Below are 25460 nucleotides of genomic sequence, written 5' to 3'. Positions count from 1 at the left end.
CCGCTACGCATAGCGGCTCAGTTCAGAGAAAAAGCCATCGACGACTGTGAGATCGCCGTCCTCGGCCAACTGGTCGTGGACCCACCGGCCCACCGCGATGTCCAGGACGCCGAGCCCGAACGGCGAAAAGACGACGGTACGGTTCCGGGGCAGCTCGACATCGCCGGCCATGACGCTGGCGAGCGTTCCCGCCAGGAAGTCGCGATGCCCGAGCCGCTGCTCGGTCAGGTGCACCGAGGTCTCGGCCTTGAGGCAGTGCTCGACGTCGTCGACCACGTTCACCGCGGACAGAATGACCTCCGGTGACAGGTCACGCAGCGACAGGTGCAGCACCACCGGGTGGTGGTCGAACCAGGCGGGATCGGTGACGTGCGGCGTGCCCGCCACAGTGGCGAAGACGACGGCGTCGCTGGCGCGCACCAGATCCTCCGGGCTGTCGTAGACCCGCACGTCCTCTCCCTGCACCGTCTTGCGGACCGATTCCCGGAAACGATGCGCGTACTCCGAGGACAGGTCGTAGATGCCGACCGAGTCCCACTCCCAGCCGGATCCGGCCAAGTAGGAGTGGACGTACCGGGCGATAAGGCCGCCGCCGACGAAGCCGAGCCGCTGCGGCCGCTTCCGGTCCCGGGTGAGCCGCTGCAGAGCGAGTGCCGCCGACGCCGCGGTCCGGGCTGCACTGATCACCGAGGCCTCAAGGCAGGCGTACGGGAATCCCGTCGCGGGGTCATTGAGCACCAGGACCGCCGAGGCCCGCGGCAGCCCCCGGTCGATGTTCGCCGGCACACTCGAGATCCACTTGATGCCGTCCGTGCCCACCTCCCCGCCGACCGAGGCCGGAAGAGCGATGATGCGCGCCGCCGGCCGGTCCGGAAAGCGCAGGAAGTACGACGGCGGGTTCACCGTGCCGCCTCGCGAATGGAGGCCGTACACGTGTCCCACCAGGTCTACGAGCTGCTGTTCCCGGCCCCGCAGCACCCGTTGCACCTGCGCCCCCGTGATCACGGAGAAGGCCGGCGAGGTCGGATGGTCTGCCTCTTGGGTGGATGGCGCAATGCCTGTCACGCTGAATCTGCCCCCTCGTTGCACGAATGTCTTCGACCGCGTCATTCCTTCAGCGAGTTCACGTGCTTGTTGATGGCCCGAAGCCTTCACTGGGCATTTCTATCGAGGGCTGCTGGCGTCTCGCTGTCGCGCCGATGACGCCCAAGACAGCGGGGCCGTCCGAAGTGGGAGGACGGGTCAGATGTGCCGGACCTGCGGACGTTCGTCGTCGCGGGCGGCTACCCGCCCAACGCGCGCGCCCACGGGCACGACCGTCCGTACGCCGGGTACGGCGGGCCCGTGGGCGCGGAATGTCAGGCGCGGCCGCGTTTCGGCACCCCGACGCACTGCTGTCGTGGCGTGACCCCGACTCAGGCCTGCCAGCCGATGTTCTCGTAGACCCTGCTCGCGTAACCGAAGGCACCGAAGTTGACGAGACCCTTGCGTACCGCCCAGAGGTCGGGCCGCTGGTACAGGGGCAGGTTGGGCATGAGCTGCCACAGCTTGCCGTCGATCCGGTTCGCGATAATTGCCGCCGCGGCCGGGTCCAATTCGGAGTTCGCGCTGCGGAACAGGGTGTCGATCTCATCCGAACCGACCCGCGCGTAGCTCTGTCGGACGTCGAGCTGACCGTCGCTGCGCCGGACCGGGTTGGCGAAGATGGACTCGTTAATGCTTATCGGGTACGGCCGGCCGCCCCACGCGAACACCGCCATGTCGAAGTTGCCCGGTGTGATGTGTTTGCTGAAGAAGTCGCCTGCGGGGACGGCGCGGATGGTGACCCGCACGCCCACGTCCGCGAGCATCGTCTTGATCAGATCGGTTTCCGTCTTGCTTTCCGCGACGCCGGACGAGATGACGAAGTCGACGGCGAGGGGCATGCCGTCCTTCGTCCGGGTGGTGCCGGAGAGCGTCCAGCCGGCCTCCTCGAGCAGGGCCGAGGCATCCTGTGGCCGGTAGGCACCGGTTGTTCCGGAGTTATCCTGGTACCGGCTGTGATTCGGCATGTAGATGCGGTTGCCGAGCACCTCGGGCCTAAAGTTCAGCGGCCCCAGCAACGCCTGCGCGATCGTCTCCCGGTTGATCGCGAGCGCGAGCGCCCGACGGACGCGGGCATCGGCCAGGTGCGGCCTCGCGCCGTTGAACGTCACGTGCCGGTAGAACGGCGCACCCGCCCGCTTGAGGTCCACCTTCGCTGACATCTGCCGGGCGCGTCCGTACAGGTTGACGTTGGCGGCGATCTCGAAAAAGTCGGCCTCGCCGTTGTCGACCGCGTCGGCAGCCGCGCTCGCCTCGATGCCCTTGTAGCTGATGCGTTCGAGCTTCGCCTGATCACCCCACCACCGGGGGTCGCGCTTGAGGGTCACCGTCCTCGCGGTCTCGTCGAGCGCCGCGAACATGAACGGCCCGGCGGTCGGTCCGGGTATCTTCCCCACCCAGGCGGTGTTGAACGTATGCGGCTCGGACGTGGTGGATCGGGGGTACAGCGGGGTGAAGACCGCCTGCCAGTCCGTGTAGGGCCGCGCGTAGGTCACCACCACCTCGCGGTCGTTGGCCCCGCGGGCCACGCTCGCGATGTCCCGGTAACCGTTTCGGTTGGCGACCTTGTACGCCTCGTCGCCGCCGTTGAGCGCCTTCCACTGAGCCTCGAAGTCGGCGTAGGTGATCGGTGTGCCGTCGTTCCACGCCGCCAGCTCGCTGAGCTTGTAGGTGACGACCTGTTTCGCACCGGGCGTGACGACGGGCTCCTCGGCCAGATAGTCCCTATTCCAGAGAGAGGTGCCGGCCGCGTCGGTGCGGTAGAGCGACGGCAGCAGCGCCAGGATGATGTCGGAATTGTCACGGGGGGTGCCGCCGAGCTGCAGGAAGTTGAAGGTGGCCGGGATGTCGGCGACGGGCCACACCAACTCCCCACCGTCCTTGATTTGCTCGCGCGGCGTCGGCGTGACGTCGAGAACGCCGGCCGCTGGCGGCTGGGTGGTGCTGGCCTTGTCGCCGGAGCCGGTGCAGGCCGCGACGGCCGCCCCCAGTGGCGCCGCCACGAGGGCCGCGAGCAGGGTTCGTCTTTGCAACTTTCCTCCAGGAGACATCAGCAGGTCGCTACAGCACCCGCAGCGGTACGGGAAAGTGACATGCGGTGTGATGGTCGTCGGAGCCGGCTGGCGAGGGATCCTCGGCCAGGCAGCGGCGGCGCTTGTCGTCGCCGAGCTCCGGGAAGAGCTGACAGCGGGTACGGAAGCGGCACCCGCTGGCCGGCCCGCCGGGGACGGGCGGGTCTCCGCGCAACAGAACACGCTCGCGGGCGCGTTCCCTGCGCGGATCGGGCAACGGGATGGCCGACAGCAACGCCTGGGTGTATGGGTGACGGGGTGCCACGAACACCGCGGCGGCCGGACCGATCTCCATGATCCGGCCCAGGTACATCACGGCGACCCGGTCGGCGAGATGCCGGACCATCGACAAATCGTGGGAGACCACAAGGTACGACATCCCGAGCTCGTCGCGCAGCGACGCGAGCAGGTTGACGATGCCCGCGCGGATCGACACGTCGAGGGCGGAGACCGGCTCGTCCAACACGAGGAGCCGGGGCCGCAACGCGAGCGCCCGGGCGATACCGATTCGCTGACGTTCACCGCCCGAGAACTCGTGCGGATACCGGTCGACATGGTCCGAGGCGAGACCGACAAGGGCGAGCACCTCGCGTACCCTGCGGTGCCGCTCGTCGCGGGAAACGCCATGCGTGAGCAGGGGTTCGCCGAGGATGTCGCCGACTGGCATCCTCGGATCGAGGGATCCCACCGGGTCCTGGAACAGGATCTGCACCTCGCGTCGCAGCGTGAACCGCTCCGCGCCGGTCATGCTCGCTGTGTCGCGCCCGAACACCTCGATCCTGCCGTGTTGTGGACGGCGCAGCTCGAGAATCTCCAGCAGCGTCGTGGTCTTGCCACAGCCCGACTCACCGACGAGGGCGACCGTCTCGCCTTCACGAACATCGAAGCTGATGCCGTCGACTGCGGGGACCGCAGCACTTCTCCGGCGGAACAGGCCGTCGGTTCGCGGTACGTGCCACTTGACGAGGCCGTCGACCCTGAGCACCTGTGTCTTCCGTCGCGGCTCCGGCGCGGCTCCGGTGGCGTCGGAAGCCGCCACCGCCGGCCGGTCGCGATCCGTTTCGTCGCTGCGGTGGCAGGCCGCGTGGTGTGATCGCCCGGCGCCCAACGGCCGCCGCAGGTCCGGTACCCGCTCCGCGCAGATGTCGATCACCAGTGCGCATCGTGGCCGGAACGCGCACCCCGGCGGGGGACGGCCGGGCGGCGGCGGGGTCCCGGCGATCGGTGACAACGACCGGCGTCGGTCGTCGTCCAGGCTCGGCAGCGAGTCGAGGAGCCCGATCGTGTAGGGCATCCGGGGATGCTCGAACAACTCCTCGACCGGGGCGCTCTCGACGAGCTTGCCGGCGTACATCACCTGGACCCGGTCGGCGAGCCCGGCGACCACCCCCAGGTCGTGGGTGATGACGACGACGGCCGCGCCGGTGACCTCGCGGGCGGTCCGCAGCACATCGAGGATCTGCGCCTGGGCCGTCACGTCCAGCGCGGTGGTCGGCTCGTCGGCGATGATCACGTCCGGATCGTTCGCGACAGCAATCGCGATCATCACCCGCTGCAGCATGCCGCCGGACAACTCGTGCGGGAATGCCAGGGCACGCCGCCGCGGATCCGGGACGCCGACCAGGTCCAGCAGCTCGACGGCCCGCTCAGCGGCGCGCCGTTTCGAGATGTCGCGATGCACCCGCAACGCCTCGGCGATCTGGTCACCGATCCGGTACACGGGAGTCAGCGCGGAGAAGGGGTCCTGGAAGATCATGCCGATGCGGCTGCCGCGGATCGCCGAGGCCCTCCTGTCGCTCATCGTCAACAACTCTGCACCGCGAAAGCGCACCGACCCGCTGACGCGGGCGTGGTTCGGCAGCAGACCCATGACCGCCAGGGCCGAGGCCGACTTTCCGCTGCCCGACTCGCCGACGATGCCGAGAACCTCGCCCGCGCGCAGCTCGTAACCGATCCCGCGGACGACCTCGACGGCCCCGTGCTCGTTGGGGAAGGTCACCGACAGTCCGTCAACCTCGAGCACGACGTCGCTCACGGTGTCGACTGAGGGTCGAGGGCGTCCCGCAGCCCGTCGCCGACCAACGTGGCCGACAGGACGATCGCGACGAGCGTCAGCGCGGGAAACAGGAAGAGCCAGGGCGTCGTGAGGAACGACGAGCTGCCATCTGCGATCAGCGTGCCGAGCGAGGTTTCCGGCGGCTGGATCCCGAACCCGACGTACGACAGGGCGGCCTCCCCCACGATCGCGCTCCCGAGGTTGACGGTTGCGTCGGCGATCAGCAGGGGCGCCATGGCGGGCACGATGTGCCGGAGGATGATCCGGTACGACGGGACTCCCAGGTAGCGGGCGGCCCGAACATACTCCCGTTCCCGGAGCGACCGAGTCGTGTTCCGCACGGTCCGTCCCGTGACCATCCACTGGAACAAGGCGAGCAGCAGGGCGAACAGCAGCCAACCGCGGTCGCGCAGGGACGGCGAGAGCAGGGCCAGGACCAGGAACGCCGGCAGCACGAGCAGCAGGTCGACGCCCCACATCAGCAGCCGGTCGGTCCAGCCGCCAAAGTATCCGGCGGCCGCGCCGACCGACGCGGCGAGCCCGGTCGCCACCACCGCGGCGAACAGGCCGATGACCAGTGACTTCTGCATCCCGCGCAGCACCTGCGCGAACAGGTCCGCGCCGGTCTGGCTCGTGCCGTACCAGTGGCGGGCGGAGGGAGATTCCAGGAAGGCCGTGAAGTCCCGGGTAGGTTGGTCCCACGGGTCGATCAACGGGACGAGGAACGCGAGCGCGAACAACACGATGAGCGCGAACAGGCCAACCACGGCCCTGCGGCGCCTCAAGAAGCGCCGTACGACCAGGCGCCGCCGCGATGACGGTCTCGTCACACCGGGCGGACTCGCGGTCATTTGGACCACCGGACGCCGCGCACCCGAGGGTCGAGGACGGCGTGGGCGAGGTCGGCGATGGCTCCGGCCGCTAGGACAAGCACCGCGGAGAAGAGAACGACCGTGGCGACCGAGTTGATGTCGTTCTTGTTGACCGAGTCGATGAAGAACTCACCCATGCCGTGCCAGCCGAAGATCTTCTCCGTGAAGATGGTGCCGACGAACATGGCTGCGAAGTGGTATGAGAAGAGAGTCACCATCGGGATCACGGCGACGCGCAGGCCGTGCCGGATCAGGGCCTGCCGACGGTGCAGCCCCTTCGCCCGGGCGGTACGCAGGAACTCACCGTCGAGGACGTCGAGCATTGTCGCGCGCTGGTATCGGCTGAAGAGCGCGACCATGCCGAGTGCCAGCGACACGGTCGGCACCACGAGGTGCCGGGCCCGGTCCACGATCGCGTCCCAGCCCCAGCCTCCCCCGCCCACGTCGTACTCTCCCTGCAGGAGGAGGACCGGCGTTCCGACCGCGTCATTGAAGGCGATCGCCGGTTGCTTCATCGCGACGGCCAGGACGAACACCGGTACGGAAAGGACGACAATCGAGACGAAAGTGATGGCGTTGTCCGACCACCGGTTGTGCCGTGTCGCGCTGTACGCGCCGGTCAGGACGCCCAGGACCGACCCAATGACCGAGGCGACGACCAGCAGCCGGACGCTGCTCCAGACGCGTCGGCCGATCTCCGCGTTGATCGACTGACCGTCGATGGTCCTGCCGAAGTCGAAGTCGGTGACGATTCCCTTCGCCCACCGTCCAAGCCGGACCAGCTTCGGGTCGGCCGGATTCAGGTTTGCCTCGTTGAGCGCCATGGTGATCGTCGACTCCGGGGGCTTCGGCTGCATGGCGTCGTACGCCGCCCGCGGGTGCAGGGCGCTCGCGGCGAGCAGGTAGCCGAAGCCGGCCGCGATCAGGACCAGCGCCAGACGCCTGGCGACGGATCCGAGCACGCTCACCATCTCGTCGCCCCGCACCTGCCCGGGCGGCGATCGAACGGCGGTGGAGCGGACACCTCAGAGATTCCGGGATCGGACGACCCGGCCACGCAGGATGATGGCGCTCGGATGGGCGAGCACTCGCGGGTCGAGGGTTGGATCAACGTCGTACACGACCAGGTCAGCGGGAGCGCCGTCGACCAGCCCCGGCAGGCCGAGCCAGGACCTCGCCTCCCAGGATGCGCCCGCGATCGCGGCCTCGGCCGACATCCCGCCGCGAATGAGCCACCCGACCTCGTTCGCGACGGTACCGCAGGGGAAGCTGTCCGTCCCCGCCAGGACCAGCACACCCGCCTCTTCGGCGGCGCGGACGTTCGCCACAGCCCCCTCCCACCCCTTGAGCAGCCAGTCCCGTCGCGGCGTGGCCTCCCGGGCACGTACCTCGTCGATCTTGTTGCCCATCACGTTGAGCGTGGGCACCAGCGCCGTACCGTTCCGGACCATCCGGTCGAGCAGGTCCTGGTCGAGGTAGCGGCCATGTTCCAGACTGTCCACGCCAGCCAGCACCGCGTTGTGACTGCCCTCGGCAGTCTGGCAGTGAGCCGCGACCCGGCCGCCCACCGCGTGAACGGCCGAGACGACCTCGGTCAGCAGACCGAGGGAGATCGCCGGATCGCCGAACTCCCAGTCGGCGATGACCTTGCACCATCCCGACGAGGAGCGCGCCTCGTCCACTGCCGCGGCCACCAGCTCCGCCTCCGTGACATCCCGGCCGTACCCGGGAACGAACCGGCCGGGGGTCGCCAGCCAGCGCCCGGCCGAGCGGACCCTGGGAAGATCGGGGTCCTCGTCGACCCAGGCCGGGATGCGGGCAGCCGACCCCGGCGTCCTGACCAGCAGCACGCCGGCCTCACGATGGTCGGTCAGATGGCTGCGCAACGTCGCGTCGTCGAAGGGTACGCCCGGCCGTTCGGTGCCCGGGTGCGTGTGGGCGTCGACCAGGCCAGGCAACAGATAACCACCATCGACCACCAGGTCGGCGCCGGGTACGGGGTCGGTCCTCAGCAGCTCCCCGTCGATCCAGAACGATCTCTCCTCCCGGTCGGGCAGAACGATGCCGCGCACTCGAATCACGGGTGACTCCTAATGTGACGCATGGAAACGATCGAGGTCGGAGCCCGTACCGGGAACGATGACCTTCACCACGGCGAAGTCGTCATCGGTGCTCAGGTCGACCAGCAGCGGCTCGCCGCCGATCACGTCGGTGACCACCATCGCCAGCAGGGCGATCTCCTCGCCGAGCTCGGCGGAGCCGCCGGCGGCGCCCGCGGTGACCTCCGCCCAGGTCGACGTGACGGCGACCGCCTGTGGCCGCCCGTCCGCTCCGTCCTGGACCTTCCCGTACACCGGAGGCAGGTCCTCGCGGCTGCCCGCTATGACGGTGAGCCGACTCTGCGCGGACTCGGTCACCGCCCGGGAGAGCGCCACCTCGGGCGCGAGGTGGGCACCGAATCCCAGCGAGGTCACCGGGAGGTCCTCACTCCAGATCCACGCGGCGAAGCAGGGCACCCGGAACGGATTGGGGACGTACTCGATGGAGAACATCACGCCGGCTGACCGCAGCTTGGCCAGTATCGCCGCGCACCCGGGGTCCGTAACCGAGCTCGGGTCCACGCCCTGCCGTCGCCGGCGCCCCGGCCAGCCGCGAACCGTCTCTCGTTCGATCACCTCGTAGAGCGCGTGCAGGGCCGCCTCTCTGGGGGAGTTTCCCGAAGCTAGGCCGTTGCTGCTGCGCCTGAGGCCGGGAGGCGTCCAGCGACGGCTATCCGGGCGGGTCAGGCACACGAGATCGAGCGGCACCGGCACCGGCCGCCCGGTGATCAGTCCTTCGGCCGAGACCCAGTCCAGCGGTGTGGACTCGCCAACTAGGGAGCCCGGATCGGCGTCCAGGTCAGCCATCCGATAGATGAGGTCCAGTTCCCGGGCGGGCACGTGCTTGCCGACCACCGCCGGGGACGCGTGCTCCGCGTGCCAGTGCTCGAGACTCTCCATGGCCGCAGAGACCTTGGCCAGGAGGATCGTCGGTCCCTTCCCCTGGGCCACGCTGAGGCTGCGGGCCAGTGGACGCACGGCCATTGCCACCGGAATGCCGATCGTGTCGAGACCGGTCACATCAGCGACCCTGGTGATGCCGAATCGCGGGAACTTGGGCTCGATGACGCTCCAGGTCTCCTCGGGAAGCCGTACGCGATGCGTTCCGTCCCGGAACACCTTGACCTCAGTTGTCGGCATCTCGGCTCTCCGCCACCGGCTCCTGGTTCGCCAGGTGGTGCCGCAGGAAAAAGGGCCGCACGGCCTCCACCGCCTCGGAAAGGGAACCGAACCCGCGGTCACGGGCAGCCGCGAGTAGCGACGTTTCGTCGTCCGCCCCCCATACCGAGCCAAGATGATCCCGGAGCGTATCGGCCCTGAGGTGTTCGACGCCCTGCCTCGGTGCCCACCGCGCGATTTCAGCGTTGAATACCGATGATTCCGCCACCGCAGTCCGAGTGGCCGCGTCATCGACCAGGTCACGTTCTGCGGCGACGAGGTCGAAAAGGCCGCGTGGCGAGCGGTAGGAGCGGACGAGCATGCGGACGACGGTGGCCGACGGATTCAACTCCGACACTTCTCGCGGGGTCAGCCACTCCGCGCGCTGCTCCGCCGAGAGTGAACCTTCAGTGATGCCGGCGCCAGCACTTATCGCCACGACGTCATCCTCGATTTCTTCGTTGGCGTAGTCGCCGGGACGCAGGGCGACGCCGTCCCGGATGGCGCGCAGGACGAACCGTGACCACCGCCGGGGGAAATCCCGGTCGTAGATCTGCTGAAATCGCATTACCGCTGCGTCACCGATGTGGATTCCGTCGATTTGGGACCCCGAGAACTCCGCCCGCCATTCGTGCAGCAGTCGGTTCTGCCACCATGGTGAGCCGACCCATCCCCTGGCGGTAACGGAAACGCCGCAGCCGAGCTCGCCAAGGCGCCTCAGCGTGTCCAGCGCATCAGCGGCCTTAACGTCGGCGTGTTCGGGATGGTCAGCCAGAAAAGCTCGGATCCGGTGGATCGCGGCGACCCGGCCGGCGTCACCCTGGGCCAGTGCCTCGATAGCCCGCCAGCTGCGGGCGGTGTAGTGCAGACCCCGGCATACCGCGACAACGTCGGCGGCCTCCGGGGCCGTCACCACACCGCCCCTCCGCGCCATTGCGACCGCATGACGGATGCTCACCATGGGGACGCTGAATTTCCGATACTCGGGGCCTTCGCCGTGCGCCACGGCGACTTCGTCATCCGCATCGACGACGCCGTCGCGGTACATCTCGAAGACGGTCCCATTCCCCACCATGCCGTAGGGCCAGAGTTCCGCAGCACGCAGCGCGCCGAAACTGCTGCAGCCGACAACTCGCACCGACCGCGCCAGCATCCAGAGGATTTCCTTGTGACGCAGCGATGGAACCTGATGGTAGTAACCGTCGACGATGACCACCGTGTCACCGGGACCAGGGTCGAGACGGAGAAGGTCACCGTGGGTCACCGGCGGATGGATGATCGCATCCGGAACGGCAGACACCACATCCGACGCAGTGAGCGTCGGCCCCGCGAAGACATGTATCGGCAAACGATTTCCAGCAGCAGAGTTTGCGATTCAGGACCGACCGGAGCATTGCATCTCCGGGAACCGCTACATCTTCGAGTAGCCGACCTCGGTCGCGGCGCATCCGTTGGTGGGTTCCATCGAAGCGGGCTTGTCGTCGAACAGATCCTCCAGCTTGGCGGTTGCCCGCAGGACACGGAGGCGTTCAGTCAGTTCCTTCATGTTATTTCCCCGATTTCGTTGGTGCAAAGAACAGGAGTCGTTTCACCGCACGGCATGGTGAACGCTACATTGTCGGACGATCACCGTCAATGACAAGAGATTCATCGAGGTCACCGGCCTGCACTGCCGAACCGTCGTCGGCGACCTGCTGGCCGGCCGCCTGCCGAAGGACGGTCCGGGCACGGTCCTCGTCCGGCCGGTACCCGTAACGGATGCTGGTCTCAAGCGCCGACCTGGCGTATCGCACGGCGGCCGCGTGGTCCCCGATCGCCACCGAGATCAGCGCGAGCTCGACGAACGCCCGGGCCCGCAGGCGCGGACGCTGGTTCTCAGCGACATCGAGGGCCAACTCGACGGCCGTCTCGTGATCGCCCGCGAGGCGGTAGCAGGCGGCGAGGTTGACGAGGACGAACGGATACCAGTAGCCGCCACCCGTCGCGGTGAGGGCGGCGGCGGCGGTCAGGCTCCGCCGCGCGGACCCGGCGTCGCCCAGCCGGAGATGCGCCTCCGCGAGAGTGACGTGGGCCCCCATCGCCATCCACTTGGCGTCCATCTGCTCCGCCAGGCCGAGCGCCTGCTCCGCCATGGCGAGCGCCTCCGTTGCCCGCCTTGACTCCAGATGAACCTCTGCCATGTTCCGCAGTGTCTCTGCCTGGCCCTGCACGTAACCCAGATCGGACCAGTCGGAGAGGACTGACGCGAACCCGGCGGCGGACTCTTCGAATCTTCCACACCAGGAGTCCAGCATCGCGAGCCCCGAGGTGGCGCGGGGAGCGAGGTTCCGCAGGCCCAGATCCTCGGCGATCTTCTTACCCTCGTCGAGGCGCTCGGCCCCCTCGCCGGACCGGCCGATCATGATCAGCGTGATGCCGAGGTTGACCAGCGCGATGGCCACCCCGTCCCGGTCGCCGCTCTCCCGCAGTAGGGGCAGGGCCTCCTCGTAGCAACGCGCTGCCTCGATGTAGTTCTGCAACTCGAAGGCTACGTTCCCCAGGCCGATGACGTCGCGGCCCTCGCCGGCACGGTCTCCGAGCTTTTGCGAGAGCCTCGCGGAGCGTTGATAGGACGCCCGCGCCTCCGCATACTCGTTACGCCGGAAATGCAACCGCCCCATACCGCGCTGCAGAGCCGCGGTGGCGTGTGGATCGGCGGCCCGCTCGGCGGCCTCGAGCGCCCTGCGAAGGGTGTCCGGCCAGGCGATGTCCTGGCGCTGCCGAACGAAGTATCCGAGCAGGCTGTCGGCCAGCAGCCACACCGGTGCGCCCGACTCCTGGAGCAGCGGGTCACCGACCGTGGCGACCAGATTCATCACCTCGGCCTCCAGCCAGGCGAGCGCGTCGAGGGGATCCGTCCAGTTCGGAAACTCCGGAGACGAGTGGGTGTCGGGGTGCGGAAGCCGCGGGAAGTCGGCGTACAACAGCCCGCTGGCCGCGTCGGCCGCTCGCAGGAAGTAGTCCAGCAGCCTTCGAGCGGCGGCGAGGCGTACCTCGTGGCTGTCCTGGCGCGCCTGCCAGCCGGCATAGTCGCGGAGCAGGTCGTGGAACTCGTACCTGCCATTGCGCAGGTGTTCGACCAGGCTGGCGGTGGTGAGGCTCGCGAGCATGCGGCGGGCCTCCGCCGGGCTCACGCCGGCGAGGCTCGCCGCGGCGTACAGGTCGAAGTTTGAGCCGGGCACCAAACTCAGGAGTCGGAACAGCCTGGCGACCTCCGGCCTGAGAGCGCGGTACGAGAGATCGAACGTCGCTCGTACGGACGCCTGGTCGTCTCCATCGACGGCGAATGCCCGTAGCCGGTCCTCCGACCGGAGCTCCCGCACGTGAGCGGCGATGCGCTGATCGGGCATCGCGGCAAGGTTGGACGCGGCGATCCGCAGGGCCAGGGGAAGGTAGCCGCACGCGGTGGCGAGGTCGGCAACGGCAGCCGGTTCCGCCCCGGTTCGATCCGCGCCGATGATCCTCGACAGCAAGGCCTCCGCCTCGGCGCGGCTCACCGGATTGATCTGCACGCGGCGTGCGCCGTTCACCGCCGAGAGGCCGATGAGGCTGTCGCGGCTGGTCACGATCACCGCGCAGGCGGCATCACCGGGCAGTAGCGGCCGCACCTGGTCGGGACTGCCCGCGTTGTCGAGCACCAGCAACACGCGCCGTCCGGCCATCAGCGACCGGAACAGCGCGCCTTGCTCGTCGGGGTGCCGCGGGACCCGTTCCGCGGGAACACCGAGCGCACGCAGGAATCCGCCCAGCACCTCCTCCGTTCGGAGGGACGCGTCGAGCGAGAATCCACGAAGGTTCACGAACAGCTGTCCGTCCGGAAACTCCGCGCGGAGCTGGTATGCAACGTGGATGGCCAGCTCGGTCTTGCCAACTCCGGGCGGCCCGGTCAGAACGGCCAGCGGAAGGCCTGTCCGGCTACCACCGGTCGCGGCGACCACGGACCTGATCTGCTCGACGGACTCGGACCTGCCGACGAAATCGTGGACCTCTGGCGGAAGTTGGCAGACCGACACCCAGCCGTCGTTCGTCGGCTCTCGGTGCCCGTGCAGCTCCGGGTCACCGCTGATCATGCGTTGGTGCAGCTCCACCAGCTCGGCGCTGGGGTCCACCCCCAGCTCGTCCCGCAGAAGCGTTCGCACCTGGCGGAACACGCTGAGCGCCTCGGCCTGCCGATGGGACCGGTACAGCGCGAGCATCAGCTGGTGCCACAAGCCCTCTCGCAGCGGGTGCTCCGCCACCAGACCGCGAAGCTCTGCGATGAGCTCGGCGTGACGGCCCAGCCGTAGGTCGACGTCGAACCGGGCCACCTGGGCCTCGAGCCGCTCCTCGATCAGCACTGGCAGCTCGTCCCTGCTCAGCGATTCACTCTCCACGTCCGACAACGGCACGCCACGCCAGAGCGTGAGACCGGCCCGGAGCTCCTGATCCTCCGCTTCGATGTCGCCCGCCGAGGCGGCACTCCTAGCCAGTTCGACGTGGCGCCGGAACTGGTCGATGTCGACGGCAGCGGCGGGCACGTCGATGTAGTAACCCGGTGCGCTGGTGACGATCACCCGGCCGGCGGCACCCAGCAGGGCCCGAAGTCGCCGGATGTAGGTCTGGACCGCGTTTCGGGCTCCTGGCGGCGGCTGCTCGTCCCATAGCCGCTCGACGAGCATGTCGACGGAGACGACCTCGCCCCGCCGCAACAGCAGGCTGGCCAGGACGATCCGCATCTTCGCCGCGCCCACGATGACAGGTGCGCCGTCGACGACCACCGACAGAGGACCTAGCAGACCGAAGGCGACCTGGGGAAGGCCACGGGCGTTGCTCATCGGACTCCCGCCGGCGGCTCCTGGCATATCCCACGCAGGATAGCGCGCTGGCACGACGTGACCGGGGGCGTCCGCACGAACAACGCGATCAATTATGATCATTTGCGGCCCTTCACGGCACTGGCGATCACTCGCCGCACTCGCGGCATCACGGGAATGACCCGGCCGGCCTCGGACCGCAACTGCTGGAGGGCCGGGTCGTCCCCGGGCTCGGTGTCCAGCGCCCGCTGGAACACCGCACGCTCCCGCTGGTGCCATTCGGGACGCTCGGCGACCTCGACGTCGGTGAAGCCGGCGGCTCGCAGCAGGCGGCCCACATCCAGCCGGGAGTACGCATCAGGTACGGCCGGATCCCCTTTTTCGCGCGCCTCCCAGGTCGTCACCACCGCCCGGCCGCCGGGACGGAGGATGCGCCACGCCTCGCGAGCGACGAGTTCCGGGACGCCGGAGAACTGCAGCGAGTCGACACACATGAGTGCGTCGACCTGGGCCTCGGCCAACCGTGTCGCCTCGAGCCTGCCGATCCGGAACTCCGCCCGGTCCCCGAGCTGGAACGCACCGCGCCGGGCAGTCGCCTGAGCGACGGCAACGGCCGAGAAGTCCACTCCAACGACTCGGGCACCGGTGGACCGGGCCACCCACATACCCGGCCCGCCCCGGCCGCAGGCCAGGTCGGCCAGCAGCTCACCGGCGGCCGGCCGCAGCCGCTCCGTGATCTCCCGAAGTGCGTCCATGGTGACGAAGGAATACGGCTCGACCTCGATGGGAAGGCCCTCGTCGAGCGCCGAACGCAGCAACACACGCAGGTTGGGCGACTTCTCGTAGGCGCGGTAGATGCCGTCGAAGAACTCCGCTGTCACCACTCGTGACGCCGTCATACGCGCACACCCCTCATTCTCATGATGACCACCAGAGGACCTCGTCCTGTCAGGGGTCGCTTTTCCGGCACGACACATGACGCCCGGCCGCGCAGCATTGATACTGATTCGCCCTGTCGCCGCGCAGTCGCGCCGTTGACGCGTTGGTGGACCACCACCTGCGCCGGCCCTGATCCGGCCCCCAGCGGCGGCTGACGATGTGGGCTATGGTCATCAGTCGATGCCAAAAGAGTCATCTGGGGCCGGGGGCCTGCTGCGGCGGAACGACGACTTCCGTCGTCTGTGGACCGCAGACAGCTTGAGCAGGGTCGGAACCCAGGTCAGCGCGCTGGCACTCCCGCTGGCGGCGGCCCAGACGCTTGACGCGAGCACCCTCGAGATGGCAATGCTCACCGCGCTGCAGACAATCGCGTTCGTCGTGATCGGCCTGCCCGTCGGCGCATGGGTCGAGCGGATGCGCTGCCGCCCGCTGATCATCGTGGCCGACCTGGGCCGCGCCTTGGTACTCGCCACCGTCCCGGTGGCGGCGTTGCTGGACGTACTGACCATGTGGCAGCTGTACGTGGTGGCGCTTACCGGCGGCGTGTTCACCGTCTTCTCCGACGTCGCCTTCCAGTCCTACGTGCCGGCCGTCGTGGACCGGCAATTTCTCGTTGAAGCCAACAGCCGTATCGAAGCCAACCGCACGATAGCGACGACGACGGGACCAGTGCTAGCTGGCTATCTCGTCCAGTGGCTGACCGCACCCATCGCCGTCGTGGTCGACGCAGCGAGTTTCCTGTGGTCCTCGGCATGGGTGGCCGGCATCACGACCGCGGAGGCCGAGCCGGCGCGAGCACCCGGCACCCGGCTGGGGCAGCAGATCGCCGAAGGACTTCGCTTCGTGTTCGCGCAGCCTGTCATTCGCGCCCTCGCGTGCTACAACGGCACCGCAATGCTGCTCTACTCGGCGCAGGGAGCCGTCGAGGTGCTCTTTCTGCTACGCGACGTTCAGGTCCCGGCGAGCACCATCGGCTTGCTATTCGCTGGCGGGAGCCTCGGCAGTCTTCTCGGCGCGCTCTGCTCTCCTCGGCTCACGCGCGCGATCGGGCGGCATCGAGCTCTCCCCCTGTACGCGGTGATCGCCGGGCTCGGCGCACTGTTGTTGCCGGTCACCTCCGACGGATGGCGTCTGGCTCTCTTCTCCATCAGCGCGGCCGTCTCCGGCTTTTGCCTCATTGCCTACAACGTCGTCCAGATCAGCCTCCGCCAGGAACTGTGCCCGCCCCACCTCCTCGGCCGCATGAGCGCCACCATGCGGACGGTCTCTTCAGGCGCCGCTCCCCTCGGTGCGCTGGTCGGTGGAGCACTCGGAACCTGGCTCGGTATCCGCCCCACACTGTGGCTTACGGCCGCAGGCGCTTCGCTGGCGAGCCTGTGGCTACTTCCCATCGCCCGGTCGACGGACCTCCCAAGCGAACGCCTCTTCCGCGACGGAATCCCAGTGTCGGCTCCGCCGGAGCACTGACCCGGATGCAACGAGCCCTCAACCTGGTGCCCGGGCCTGCTCCTGGGGTGGCCGCTGCACCACCGCGGCGTTGACCACCGGCATGGCCGACCTGGTCACCAACCGGCACGTCGACGTGGTCAACATGTCCATCGGCGGCCTGCCGACGCTCAACGACGGCGCGAACGCCCGCGCGTAGCTCTACAACGACCTGATCACCACCTGCGGCGTCCAGATGTTCATCTCCGCCGGCAACTCCGGACCGGGCCTGAACACCGTCGGCGACCCCTCGGTCGCCGAGAACGTCGTCAGCGTCGCCGCGAACATCAGAAAGGACACCTGGCTGGCCAACTACGGCTCGGTGGTCACGAAGAAGAACGCGCTGTTCAACTTCTCCTCCCCGGGACCGCGCGAGGATGGCGGCTTCGAGCCGAACATCACCCCCCAGATCGGCGATCTCGACCGCGCCGACCTGGCACCAGACGGCGACCGGAGAATTCGCCGTCTGGAGCCATGGAGACTGACACCCGCATCGCATTGTCATGCGGTCCACCACATAGGTATGCTCGGGCATGTTCTCCACCCATACAGGTGCCTGTCTCGACTGTTTACTACTCGGGGGAAGGCGGACCCTCCCAGTGGCAACATGCCGCCTGACAGTCGGATGAGTGGGGCGAAGCTGACGCCACCGGAGGAGCCCGGCGCGACGGGATCGCGGTGCGATTTGCGGGTGTGCTTCTTCGGTGACTCGTTCACGGCGGGGGTTGGCGACCCGTCCGGTGCGGGCTGGGTGGGGCCCGTGGCCGCTGCCGCCCGTGCGCAGGGCCATGATCTGACCGTCTACAACATGGGGGTTCGCCGGGACACATCCCTGGACGTGGCCCGACGTTGGCTTCCTGAAGCCCGTGTCCGCCTCAAGGACGGGCAGGCTTTCGGGGTCGTGTTCGCGTTCGGGACCAACGACGTGGACATGCAGCTCGGCGAGGTTCGCGTCCCGCCGGGCCGATCACTCGCGCTGCTTGCCGCGATGCTCGATGACGCCCACGCCGCAGGGTGGCACGCGCTTGTGGTGGGGCCGCCGCCGGTGCTGGACCGGCAGGCAAGCAAACGGGCAGCCGATCTCGCCGCCGGGATGGCGCAGGTGTGCACCACCCGAAGCGTGCCGTTCGTCGACGTCACGGAGCTCTCCGCGGACCCGGCCTGGAGCCGGGAGATCGCTGCGGGTGATGCCTATCATCCGTTCGCGGCCGGTTATGCCCGCCTCGCCGCCCTGGTAGAGCCGGTTCTCCTGCGGTGGCTGGCCGGCATGCCAGCCGACCTGAGGCACTCAACATGATCAAGATTCCTGAGAGTTTGACCGTCCATCAACCAGCGCCGAAGACCATCGTCGGGTTCTCGCGGTACTTGATCAGTGGTGGGCGAATTCGAAGGTCAAGCCGGATCGCTGGAGCGAGCACCCCTGTTGCCCCGGCTGTTCTTCCGGCACTTCACCACGACCAACTACCTCGCCAAGCAGTGCCTGCCTCTCGAGAAGGTTCTCTGGTGCCCGATCGCCCAGGCGGAAGGGGAACTTCCGCGTGGGCGGTCGGGCCGAGTTCGAGGCCCGGGCAGCTCAGGCCTCGTAGGCCAGGTTGGGGCGCAGCCAGCGTTCGACCTCGTCCACCGTCATCCCGCGGCGGGCGGCGTAGTCGGTGATTTGGTCCTTTCCCAGGCGGCCGACCGTGAAGTAACGCGAGTCGGGGTGCTGGAAGATCAGGCCGCTGACGGCGGCGGCCGGGGTCATCGCGTACGACTCGGTGAGTCCTAACCCGATGGTGTCAGTGCCGAGCAGCTTGAACAGGTCTTCCTTCTCGCTGTGGTCGGGGCTGGCCGGGTAACCGAGGGCGGGCCGGATGCCACGGAACCGCTCGGCGTGCAGGTCCTCCAGCTTGGGCTTGGCGTCGGGCTCGAACCACTCGCGGCGGGCCTGCAGGTGCAGGTATTCGGCGAACGCCTCGGCTAGCCGGTCCGCCAGCGCCTTGACCATGATGGCCCGGTAGTCGTCCTGCTCGGCCTCGTAGTGCTTGGCTAGAGTGTCGGCGCCGTGGATGCCAAGCGCGAACCCGCCCAGGTAGTCGCCGCTCGGCGCGACGTAGTCGGCCAGGCTGCGATTGGCCCGCCCGGCCGGCTTCCTGGTCTGCTGACGCAGCATCGGGAAGCGCACGCCGTTGTCGAGCACGATGTCGTCGCCCTCGCTGTGGGCGGCCCAGAAGCCGTACCGGCCACAGGCCGTGAACGAGCCGTCCGTGATGATCTTGTCGAGCAGCTCGTTGGCGTCGTCGTAGAGCTCACGGGCAACCGGCTGCTCCAGGATGGCCGGGAACTTGCCCTTGAGCTCCCAGGCCAGGAACAGGAACTGCCAGTCGATCAATTCGCGCAAAGTGGCGATCGAGGGCTGCTCCTCGCGTACGCCGGTGAACGCCGGGGTGGGCAGGTCGCTGAAGTCGACCGACTCGCGGTTGGCCCGCGCGGCTTCGAGGGTGAGCAGCGGCTGGGCGTGCCGGTTGGCGTGCTGCTCGCGTAGCCGCTCCTGCTCGATCCGGTTGCTCTCGTCGAGCTTGCTCGCCCGGTCGGCGTCGAGCAGGTCGGACACCACACCGACGACCCGGGACGCGTCGAGCACGTGCACCGTCGTCCCCTCGTACGCCGGGGCGATCCGCACCGCCGTGTGCTGCCTGGACGTGGTCGCCCCTCCGATCAACAAGGGCAGCGTGAAGCCGCGGCGCTGCATCTCGGCTCCGACCGCGACCATCTCGTCGAGCGACGGTGTGATCAGCCCGGACAGGCCGATCACGTCGGCCTTCTCGGCGATCGCCGTCTCGAGGATCTTGGCCGCGGGCACCATCACGCCGAGGTCGATGACCTCGTAGTTGTTGCAGCCGAGCACCACGCCGACGATGTTCTTGCCGATGTCGTGCACGTCGCCCTTGACCGTCGCGAGCACGACCTTGCCCTGACCGCGGTCGACTTCGACCCGGCCCTCCAGGCGGGCCTGCTCCTTCTCCGCCTCCATGAAGGGCTCGAGATAGGCCACCGACCGCTTCATCACCCGGGCGCTCTTGACCACCTGCGGCAAGAACATCTTGCCCGAGCCGAACAGGTCACCGACGATCTTCATGCCCTCCATCAGCGGGCCCTCGATCACCTCGAGCGGCCGGGGCAGTAGCTGCCGGGCCTCCTCGGTGTCCTCCTCGATGAAGTCGACGATGCCATGCACGAGCGCGTACGAGAGGCGCTCGTCGACGGGCGCCTCCCGCCAGGACAGGTCAACCGCGCGCTGCTTGCCCTCACCCTTGACCGTGGCGGCGAACTCGACGAGTCGGTCGGTCGCGTCCGGCCGCCGGTCGAACAGCACGTCCTCGACCAGCTCCAGCAGATCAGCCGGAATGTCCTGGTAGACGGCCAGCTGACCGGCGTTGACGATGCCCATGTCGAGGCCGGCCTGAACCGCGTGGAACAGGAACGCCGAGTGCATCGCCTCGCGGACCACGTCGTTGCCGCGGAACGAGAACGACAGGTTGGAGATACCACCGCTGGTGCGCGCGCCGGGACAGCGCTGCTTGATCAGCGGCAGTGCCTCGATGAAAGCCTTGGCGTATCCGTTGTGCTCGCTGATGCCCGTCGCCACGGCCAGCACATTCGGGTCGAAGATGATGTCCTCGGGAGCGAACCCGGCCTCGTGCACCAGCAGGTCGTAGGCCCGTCCGCAGATCGCCACCTTGCGGTCGCGGGTGTCCGCCTGGCCCTGCTCGTCGAAGGCCATGACGACCACACCGGCGCCGAAGTTGCGGATCTGTTGGGCCTGCTGGAGGAAGGCCTCCGGACCCTCCTTCAGGCTGATCGAGTTGACCACCCCCTTGCCCTGCACACACTTGAGACCGGCCTCGAGAACGCTCCACCTGGAACTGTCGATCATCACCGGGATCCGGGCCACCTCGGGCTCGGTGGCGATCAGGTTGAGGAACGTGGTCATCGCGAGCTCGCTGTCGAGGAGATCGGCGTCCATGTTCACGTCGAGCAGGTTCGCGCCGCCGCGTACCTGCTCGAGCGCGACGCCGACGGCGCCCTGGTAGTCGTCGGCCTCGATCAGCCGGCGGAACCGGGCCGAGCCGGTGACATTGGTGCGCTCGCCGATCATCACGAATCCGGTGTCCGGGCCGATCGCGAACGGCTCCAGGCCGGAGAACCGGGTCGTCCGCGGCTCGCCGGCCAGCACCCGCGGCGCCTGGCCGGCGACCGCTTGGGCGATTTTCGCGATGTGCGCCGGGGTGGTGCCGCAGCAGCCGCCAACGATGTTGACCAGGCCGTCGGCCACGAACTCGCCGACCAGCGCCGCGGTCTCCTCGGGGGTCTCGTCGTAGCCGCCGAACGCGTTCGGCAGGCCGGCGTTGGGGTGCGAGGCGACGCATGTGCCCGCGAACCGGGCCAGATCAGCCACGTGCGGGCGCATCTCGAGCGCGCCGAGCGAGCAGTTCACGCCGACGACCAGCGGCTGGGCCCGCTCGATCGAGCGCCAAACCGCCTCCACGGTCTGCCCGGAGAGAGTGCGGCCGGACAGGTCGACGAACAACGAGATCCAGAGCGGAAGGTCGGGCGCCACCTCGCGGGCCGCCGCGACGGCCGCCTTCGCGTTCAGCGTGTCGAAGACCGTCTCGATCAGCAGCAGGTCGACGCCGCCCTCGGCCAGCGCCGCGATCTGCTCGGCGTACGACGCCTTGACCTGGTCGAAGGTGACCGCCCGGAAGGCCGGGTCGTCGACCTTGGGCGAGAGCGAGAGCGTGACGTTGAGCGGCCCGACCGAACCGGCGACGAATCGGCCGCCCGCCTCGTCGGCCGCCCGCCGGGCCAGGCGAGCGCCCTGGACGTTCATGTCGCGTACCAGCGACTCCAGGCCGTAGTCGGCCTGGCCGATGCTGGTCGCGGTGAACGTGTTGGTGGTCGTGATGTCGGCACCGGCGGCGAGATACTGCCGGTGGATGTCGAGGATCAGATCGGGCCGGGTCACGTTGAGCAGATCCGGATCCCCACTGACGTCCTGCGGATGATCGGGGGGAACCACACCGCCGGCCCGGTAGTCGTCGGGCGTCAGCTTTGCCGCCTGGAGCATCGTGCCCCAGGCACCGTCGAGGACCAGGACCCGCTCGCTCAGCAGACGTCGCAGCTCAGCAGTTGTCGCGCTTCTCTCCACACCGACCACCTCCGTTACAACGGAGGCGCCCTTGGTCGGTTACACCCTCCTGCCACAGCCAGAACCGCGACGGGTGGGCCGGACGAGCGTGGCGAGGCCCGATCTTGCGGGCCCCGTCGCAGCGCCTCTCGTCCCGAACACATGAAGGTACCCGACTGTCAGTCACCGTCGTCGTGGGCGCCAACCACTGAGATGTCGAGCGGACCCATCAGAGGGAGCCGACGCCGGAGAAACGGCAACGAGTGCCGCTCCCCGGGCATCGCTCGCAGCCGCTCGATCGTCTCCGCCCCACCGGCCCGCATCTGGCGAACAGCCAGCAGCAGGTCCGCCGGATCGGAGGTTTGAACCCCGGGCCGTTCACCTTCGTCGCCGGTATCGGGCCGGCCCTGATCGTCGTTCGCGCCCGGTCTGAAACAACCGCGCGCGGACCGCCGCATGATGCAGTCCGGGGCACGGCCACCGTGCCTCCCGCCACAGCTCAGGCCCACGGCGGGAGGACTTGCCGGAGTAGCACTCCAGCAGGATCGGATCCAGGTACCGGACCGGGAGGCGATCCTGGACCGTGATTTCGCTGGTGCGCTCGTAGGAAACGCAGGTGACCGGGAGCAGGATGTCGAGGAGTTCGCCGTTGGCACTGACGCGGAACGTGCCATTGCCGGTGCTGGCGAGGCCGGAATGGCAGTGGACGCAGCGGAGCCCGAGCAGGGGAAGGGCCGGGCGCCGAGGAGTCCGGGACGAAATGAGATGAGGACGCGTAGACATGATCCCTCTGAAGACCTGACGGAAGGCATGGGAAAAGAGCCGACGTCGACGTCGGCGACCGATGCACGGAGAAGGTGTCAGGTCTAAAGAGCAGGCGGCGTCACGCGGGGTGAAGTCCTCTCCTGAGTGGGTTGGAAAAGAAAGATCCAGTTGCACGGTAGGGCGCGACGGGCCGGCGAGGCCACCAGTTTTTGTCGTGGTGTCGGGCACTGGGGGTCGAGGTCGGCGAAGCGGGCATCGACCACGCGCCGTTCGCCCTCCCGGCCCTTGCACGTAGCGGATGAGCGGGATGGTCGCTCGATCCGGACGGGATGCGAGGCTGAACGCGTGGCTTCCGGATCGACGTACACGTGGACAACCCCTGCTGCCCGGCGGTTTGGTACGCACCTTGGACGCGTCGGTGTGTCTGAAGACCGGCGCAAGCGCGGTGGAGTGTTACGGAATCGGGCTCGCCAGTCCATGAGCCGGCGAGACGCTCGCCCGCCGGTGACGCCCGGATGAGCTTGGTGTCGGCATTCGTACCGATCTGGATCCTGACCGCGATCGGCTACGCGGCCTGTCGTTGGGGCCTGCTGGGCGAGGCGGCGGCGTCGGTGCTCGGCCGATTCGTCTTCCACCTTGCGATGCCGTCCGCCCTGTTCCTAGCCCTGTCCCGAATGCCTCTTTCCGGGTTCGCCGGCCGCTCGCTGCTCGCCTTTGGGGTGAGCACGGCCGCGGTCGTCGGGTTCGGGTGGGTCGGCGCGAGTTGGCTGTTCGGTCGCGAGCCCGGCGAACGGCCGATCTGGGGCATGGCCGCCGGGTACGTCAATTCGGCGAACCTCGGCATCCCGATCGCAACGCAGGTTCTCGGCAACGTGTCGTTCCTGGCGGAGGTGGTGCTGCTGCAGGTGCTGGTGGTGACGCCCGTAATCCTGGTCGCTCTGGACCGGCACAGCGACCCGGCCGGGCGGGTACGGGTCCGCCGTATCGCCTCCCTGCCCGTCCGCAACCCGGTGATCCTGGCGTCGCTGCTCGGTGTCGCGTGCTCGGCTGCCGGCCTGCATCTGCCGTCGACGGCCGGCGCGTCGCTCACCCTGCTGTCGGGTGCCGCGGTTCCGGCCGCCCTGGTCGCGCTCGGCGCGTCGATGCACCGCACGGCGCCGTCGCCGGCCAAGCCTGCCAAGCCTGCCAAGCCGGGCGAGCTGGCCAAGCCGGGCGAGCTGGCCAAGCCGGGCGAGCTGGCCGTGATCACCGCGCTGAAGCTCGTCGCACAGCCGGTCATCGCGTACGCGGCCGGGCTGGCCCTGCACCTGTCCGCGCCGCAGTTGCTCGCCGTGGTGGTGTGCGCGGGCCTGCCGACGGCGCAGAACACGTTCATCTTCAGTCAGGAGTACGGCGTCGGCGAGGCGGTGGCCAACCGCACGGTGGTGGTGACCACGACGCTCTCGCTGGCCACCCTGGCCACGGCGGCGGCGCTGCTCGGGTAGGTCCGTCAGCTCACTCGTCCAACGGTGAGTCACGCCGACCATGGCGCTGGCCGGCCAGGTCTGCAGCCACGATCATCGCCTGATGATGCGGCGGGCATCCTCGATGCCTGGCCGGAGCCGCGGTGCCGAGGCTCCAGCGAGGTGCTGAAGCCTCGGCGCCCTTCGCCTTGCTCGACTCAGCGGGGAACGCTGCAGCCCGCGTGTGTTCGGCCGCCGGAGCGATCTAGGGCCTGGGTCAAAGCCCCTGGCCGGCCGAGGACCTTGACACAGGCCCTAGGTCGATCAGGCCTGCAGGCGTACGCGGCGACGCCGTGCGACAAGCACCAGCGCGACGCCGACCGCGATGGCGACCGCGGCAGCGCCGACGAACAGCATGGTGTTGCCGCCGGTGACCGGCAGGCCCGGGCCGTTGCTCGACGACGCCGACGGTGACGGCGCCGTCGTCGAAGTCGGCGTCGCCGTCGCCGTCGGCGTCGCAGTCGCAGTCGACGTCGGCGTCGCAGTCGGCGTCGCAGTCGAGGTCGGCGTCGCAGTCGAGGTCGGCGTCGAGGTCGGCGTCGCGCTCGGCGAGCTCACGGCGACCTTCTTCGCCGCCACGAAGACGCGCGGCTCGTCGTTGTCGTCGACGCTGACCTGCGCCAGAGTGTGGTCCTCCCCGTCGTTCTCGCCGGCCAGGATCTTCCAGCCCGCCGGGGCGGTGAAGGTCAGCAGGACGTCGCCGACCGGGAGGCGGGCGAAGCGGAACAGGCCCTTGGCGTCCGTGCTGACTTCGGCGTAGTTCGTCTTGCCGTCGGCACTGGTGGCGACGACCTTGACACCCGGGACGCCAGGCGTCTGCGGCGTCCACTCGGCGTCATAGGACTCACCCTGGAAGACGTAGCCGCCGAGATTGTCGAAGGCGCCCGCCACCACCAGCCGCGCGCTGGTGATGTTGTCGGCTTCGTTGGCCTCGCCGTTGTTGGCGGCAAGCGAGAAGGCAACGAATCCGTAGCCGAACTTCCACGCCGCGTGGTTGGTCTTGCCGGTGATCTGAACGGTCCTGGTGGCGCCGGCGGCGAGGTCGAAGCCGGTCGACAGCACACCGTAGGCGACACCGTCGACGCCCTCGCTGTCGCCGCCGGTGTAGTGCACGTGCTTGGCGGCGACGGAGCTCTTGTTCTTCACCGTGACCGTGATGGTGAAGGTCTCGCCCTCGGCGTAGTTGGCCTTGTCGGCCGCAGAGGTCACCGCGATATCCGGCTTGGGCTTGGCGGCGAGGGCGGCCGTTGCCGGAAGGAAGGCCACGAGCACCCCCATGAGGGCGGCGGCGGCAAGTTTGCGCATGGAGGTCTCCGTAATGGGGAAGGGGAATCAGCGTGATGCTAGCGGCTGGGTGAGTAACTCCGCTGCCCCAAGATCAAAAATGTGGTCGGAAAGCGTCCTGGTCACGGTTAGCGTGATGGTCGAGT

The 25460-nt window shown here is 68.6% G+C and carries 16 protein-coding genes and 1 pseudogene; 4 read left to right on the top strand and 13 right to left on the bottom strand.

Features of this window, described 5'->3' with window-relative positions:
* Window positions 1-3: 3 nt before the first annotated feature.
* The 11 genes from sbnB to ACLQ29_RS29925 all read right to left on the bottom strand — a co-directional run bounded on the left by sbnB (window position 4) and on the right by ACLQ29_RS29925 (window position 15071).
* Complete coding sequence (gene sbnB / locus ACLQ29_RS29975; RefSeq protein WP_425774769.1) at window positions 4-1155, bottom strand: 2,3-diaminopropionate biosynthesis protein SbnB; 1152 nt, start codon at window positions 1153-1155, stop codon at window positions 4-6.
* Between the two features lie 260 nt (window positions 1156-1415).
* Window positions 1416-3116, bottom strand: a complete 1701-nt coding sequence (locus ACLQ29_RS29970) for an ABC transporter family substrate-binding protein (protein ID WP_425774768.1) — start codon at window positions 3114-3116, stop codon at window positions 1416-1418.
* A 28-nt stretch (window positions 3117-3144) separates the two neighbouring features.
* Window positions 3145-5190, bottom strand: coding sequence for a dipeptide ABC transporter ATP-binding protein (locus tag ACLQ29_RS29965; protein ID WP_425774767.1), 2046 nt, complete (start codon window positions 5188-5190; stop codon window positions 3145-3147).
* Entirely contained in the window at window positions 5187-5978 is a 792-nt protein-coding gene (locus ACLQ29_RS29960) for an ABC transporter permease (protein ID WP_425774766.1), read from the bottom strand. Before ACLQ29_RS29960 ends, ACLQ29_RS29965 begins: the two co-directional genes overlap by 4 nt.
* A gap of 80 nt (window positions 5979-6058) precedes the next feature.
* Window positions 6059-7045: an ABC transporter permease gene (locus ACLQ29_RS29955; protein ID WP_425774765.1), complete on the bottom strand. Its 987-nt coding sequence runs from the start codon at window positions 7043-7045 to the stop codon at window positions 6059-6061.
* A 63-nt stretch (window positions 7046-7108) separates the two neighbouring features.
* Window positions 7109-8164, bottom strand: coding sequence for an amidohydrolase family protein (locus ACLQ29_RS29950; protein WP_425774764.1), 1056 nt, complete (start codon window positions 8162-8164; stop codon window positions 7109-7111).
* 9 nt (window positions 8165-8173) lie between these two features.
* Complete coding sequence (locus tag ACLQ29_RS29945; RefSeq protein WP_425774763.1) at window positions 8174-9322, bottom strand: YcaO-like family protein; 1149 nt, start codon at window positions 9320-9322, stop codon at window positions 8174-8176.
* A complete protein-coding gene (locus tag ACLQ29_RS29940; protein ID WP_425774762.1) occupies window positions 9309-10556 on the bottom strand; it encodes a TfuA-like protein in 1248 nt (415 codons plus the stop codon). The genes ACLQ29_RS29945 and ACLQ29_RS29940 overlap by 14 nt, the downstream gene beginning before the upstream one ends.
* Window positions 10557-10751: 195 nt before the next feature.
* On the bottom strand, window positions 10752-10886 hold the full coding sequence (locus ACLQ29_RS29935) for a hypothetical protein (protein WP_425774761.1): 135 nt from the start codon (window positions 10884-10886) through the stop codon (window positions 10752-10754).
* A 64-nt stretch (window positions 10887-10950) separates the two neighbouring features.
* Window positions 10951-14193 carry a BTAD domain-containing putative transcriptional regulator gene (locus ACLQ29_RS29930; protein ID WP_425774760.1) on the bottom strand — a complete coding sequence of 1081 codons (3243 nt, stop codon included), beginning with the start codon at window positions 14191-14193 and terminating at the stop codon, window positions 10951-10953.
* Between the two features lie 98 nt (window positions 14194-14291).
* Window positions 14292-15071, bottom strand: coding sequence for a class I SAM-dependent methyltransferase (locus ACLQ29_RS29925; RefSeq protein WP_425774759.1), 780 nt, complete (start codon window positions 15069-15071; stop codon window positions 14292-14294).
* A 220-nt stretch (window positions 15072-15291) separates the two neighbouring features.
* Here ACLQ29_RS29925 and ACLQ29_RS29920 point away from each other — a divergent pair, with 220 nt between their 5' ends.
* The 3 genes and pseudogenes from ACLQ29_RS29920 to ACLQ29_RS29910 all read left to right on the top strand — a co-directional run bounded on the left by ACLQ29_RS29920 (window position 15292) and on the right by ACLQ29_RS29910 (window position 17893).
* The gene (locus ACLQ29_RS29920; protein ID WP_425774758.1) at window positions 15292-16578 is read left to right on the top strand and encodes an MFS transporter; all 1287 of its coding nucleotides are present in this window, start codon (window positions 15292-15294) and stop codon (window positions 16576-16578) included.
* Between the two features lie 28 nt (window positions 16579-16606).
* A pseudogene (locus ACLQ29_RS29915) lies at window positions 16607-17033 on the top strand (S8 family serine peptidase); the annotation flags it as partial.
* A gap of 86 nt (window positions 17034-17119) precedes the next feature.
* Window positions 17120-17893 (top strand): GDSL-type esterase/lipase family protein, encoded by a 774-nt coding sequence (locus tag ACLQ29_RS29910; RefSeq protein WP_425774757.1) that lies wholly within the window; start codon window positions 17120-17122, stop codon window positions 17891-17893.
* A 276-nt stretch (window positions 17894-18169) separates the two neighbouring features.
* On the opposite strand, the gene metH is transcribed toward ACLQ29_RS29910, so the two are convergent.
* Window positions 18170-21784 (bottom strand): methionine synthase, encoded by a 3615-nt coding sequence (metH, locus tag ACLQ29_RS29905; RefSeq protein ID WP_425774756.1) that lies wholly within the window; start codon window positions 21782-21784, stop codon window positions 18170-18172.
* 1259 nt (window positions 21785-23043) lie between these two features.
* On the opposite strand from metH, the gene ACLQ29_RS29900 reads away from it, so the two are divergent.
* Complete coding sequence (locus tag ACLQ29_RS29900) at window positions 23044-24012, top strand: AEC family transporter (RefSeq protein WP_425774755.1); 969 nt, start codon at window positions 23044-23046, stop codon at window positions 24010-24012.
* A 282-nt stretch (window positions 24013-24294) separates the two neighbouring features.
* Here ACLQ29_RS29900 and ACLQ29_RS29895 read toward each other — a convergent pair whose 3' ends face one another.
* Entirely contained in the window at window positions 24295-25335 is a 1041-nt protein-coding gene (locus tag ACLQ29_RS29895; protein ID WP_425774754.1) for an SdrD B-like domain-containing protein, read from the bottom strand.
* Window positions 25336-25460: the final 125 nt, after the last annotated feature.

It is taken from the genome of Micromonospora sp. DT228, assembly GCF_049841595.1.
GTDB lineage: Bacteria > Actinomycetota > Actinomycetes > Mycobacteriales > Micromonosporaceae > Micromonospora.
Note: the sequence above shows the minus strand (reverse complement) of the source record. Positions and strands in the feature narration are given on the sequence as shown.

Coding starts and splice junctions, on each gene's coding strand:
- ACLQ29_RS29945 (WP_425774763.1), bottom strand. CDS start 9,322: ATGCCGACAACTGAGGTCAAGGTGTTCCGGGACGGAACGCATCGCGTA.
- ACLQ29_RS29935 (WP_425774761.1), bottom strand. CDS start 10,886: ATGAAGGAACTGACTGAACGCCTCCGTGTCCTGCGGGCAACCGCCAAG.
- ACLQ29_RS29930 (WP_425774760.1), bottom strand. CDS start 14,193: ATGAGCAACGCCCGTGGCCTTCCCCAGGTCGCCTTCGGTCTGCTAGGT.
- ACLQ29_RS29925 (WP_425774759.1), bottom strand. CDS start 15,071: ATGACGGCGTCACGAGTGGTGACAGCGGAGTTCTTCGACGGCATCTAC.
- ACLQ29_RS29920 (WP_425774758.1), top strand. CDS start 15,292: ATGCCAAAAGAGTCATCTGGGGCCGGGGGCCTGCTGCGGCGGAACGAC.
- ACLQ29_RS29910 (WP_425774757.1), top strand. CDS start 17,120: ATGCTCGGGCATGTTCTCCACCCATACAGGTGCCTGTCTCGACTGTTT.
- ACLQ29_RS29900 (WP_425774755.1), top strand. CDS start 23,044: ATGAGCTTGGTGTCGGCATTCGTACCGATCTGGATCCTGACCGCGATC.
- ACLQ29_RS29895 (WP_425774754.1), bottom strand. CDS start 25,335: ATGCGCAAACTTGCCGCCGCCGCCCTCATGGGGGTGCTCGTGGCCTTC.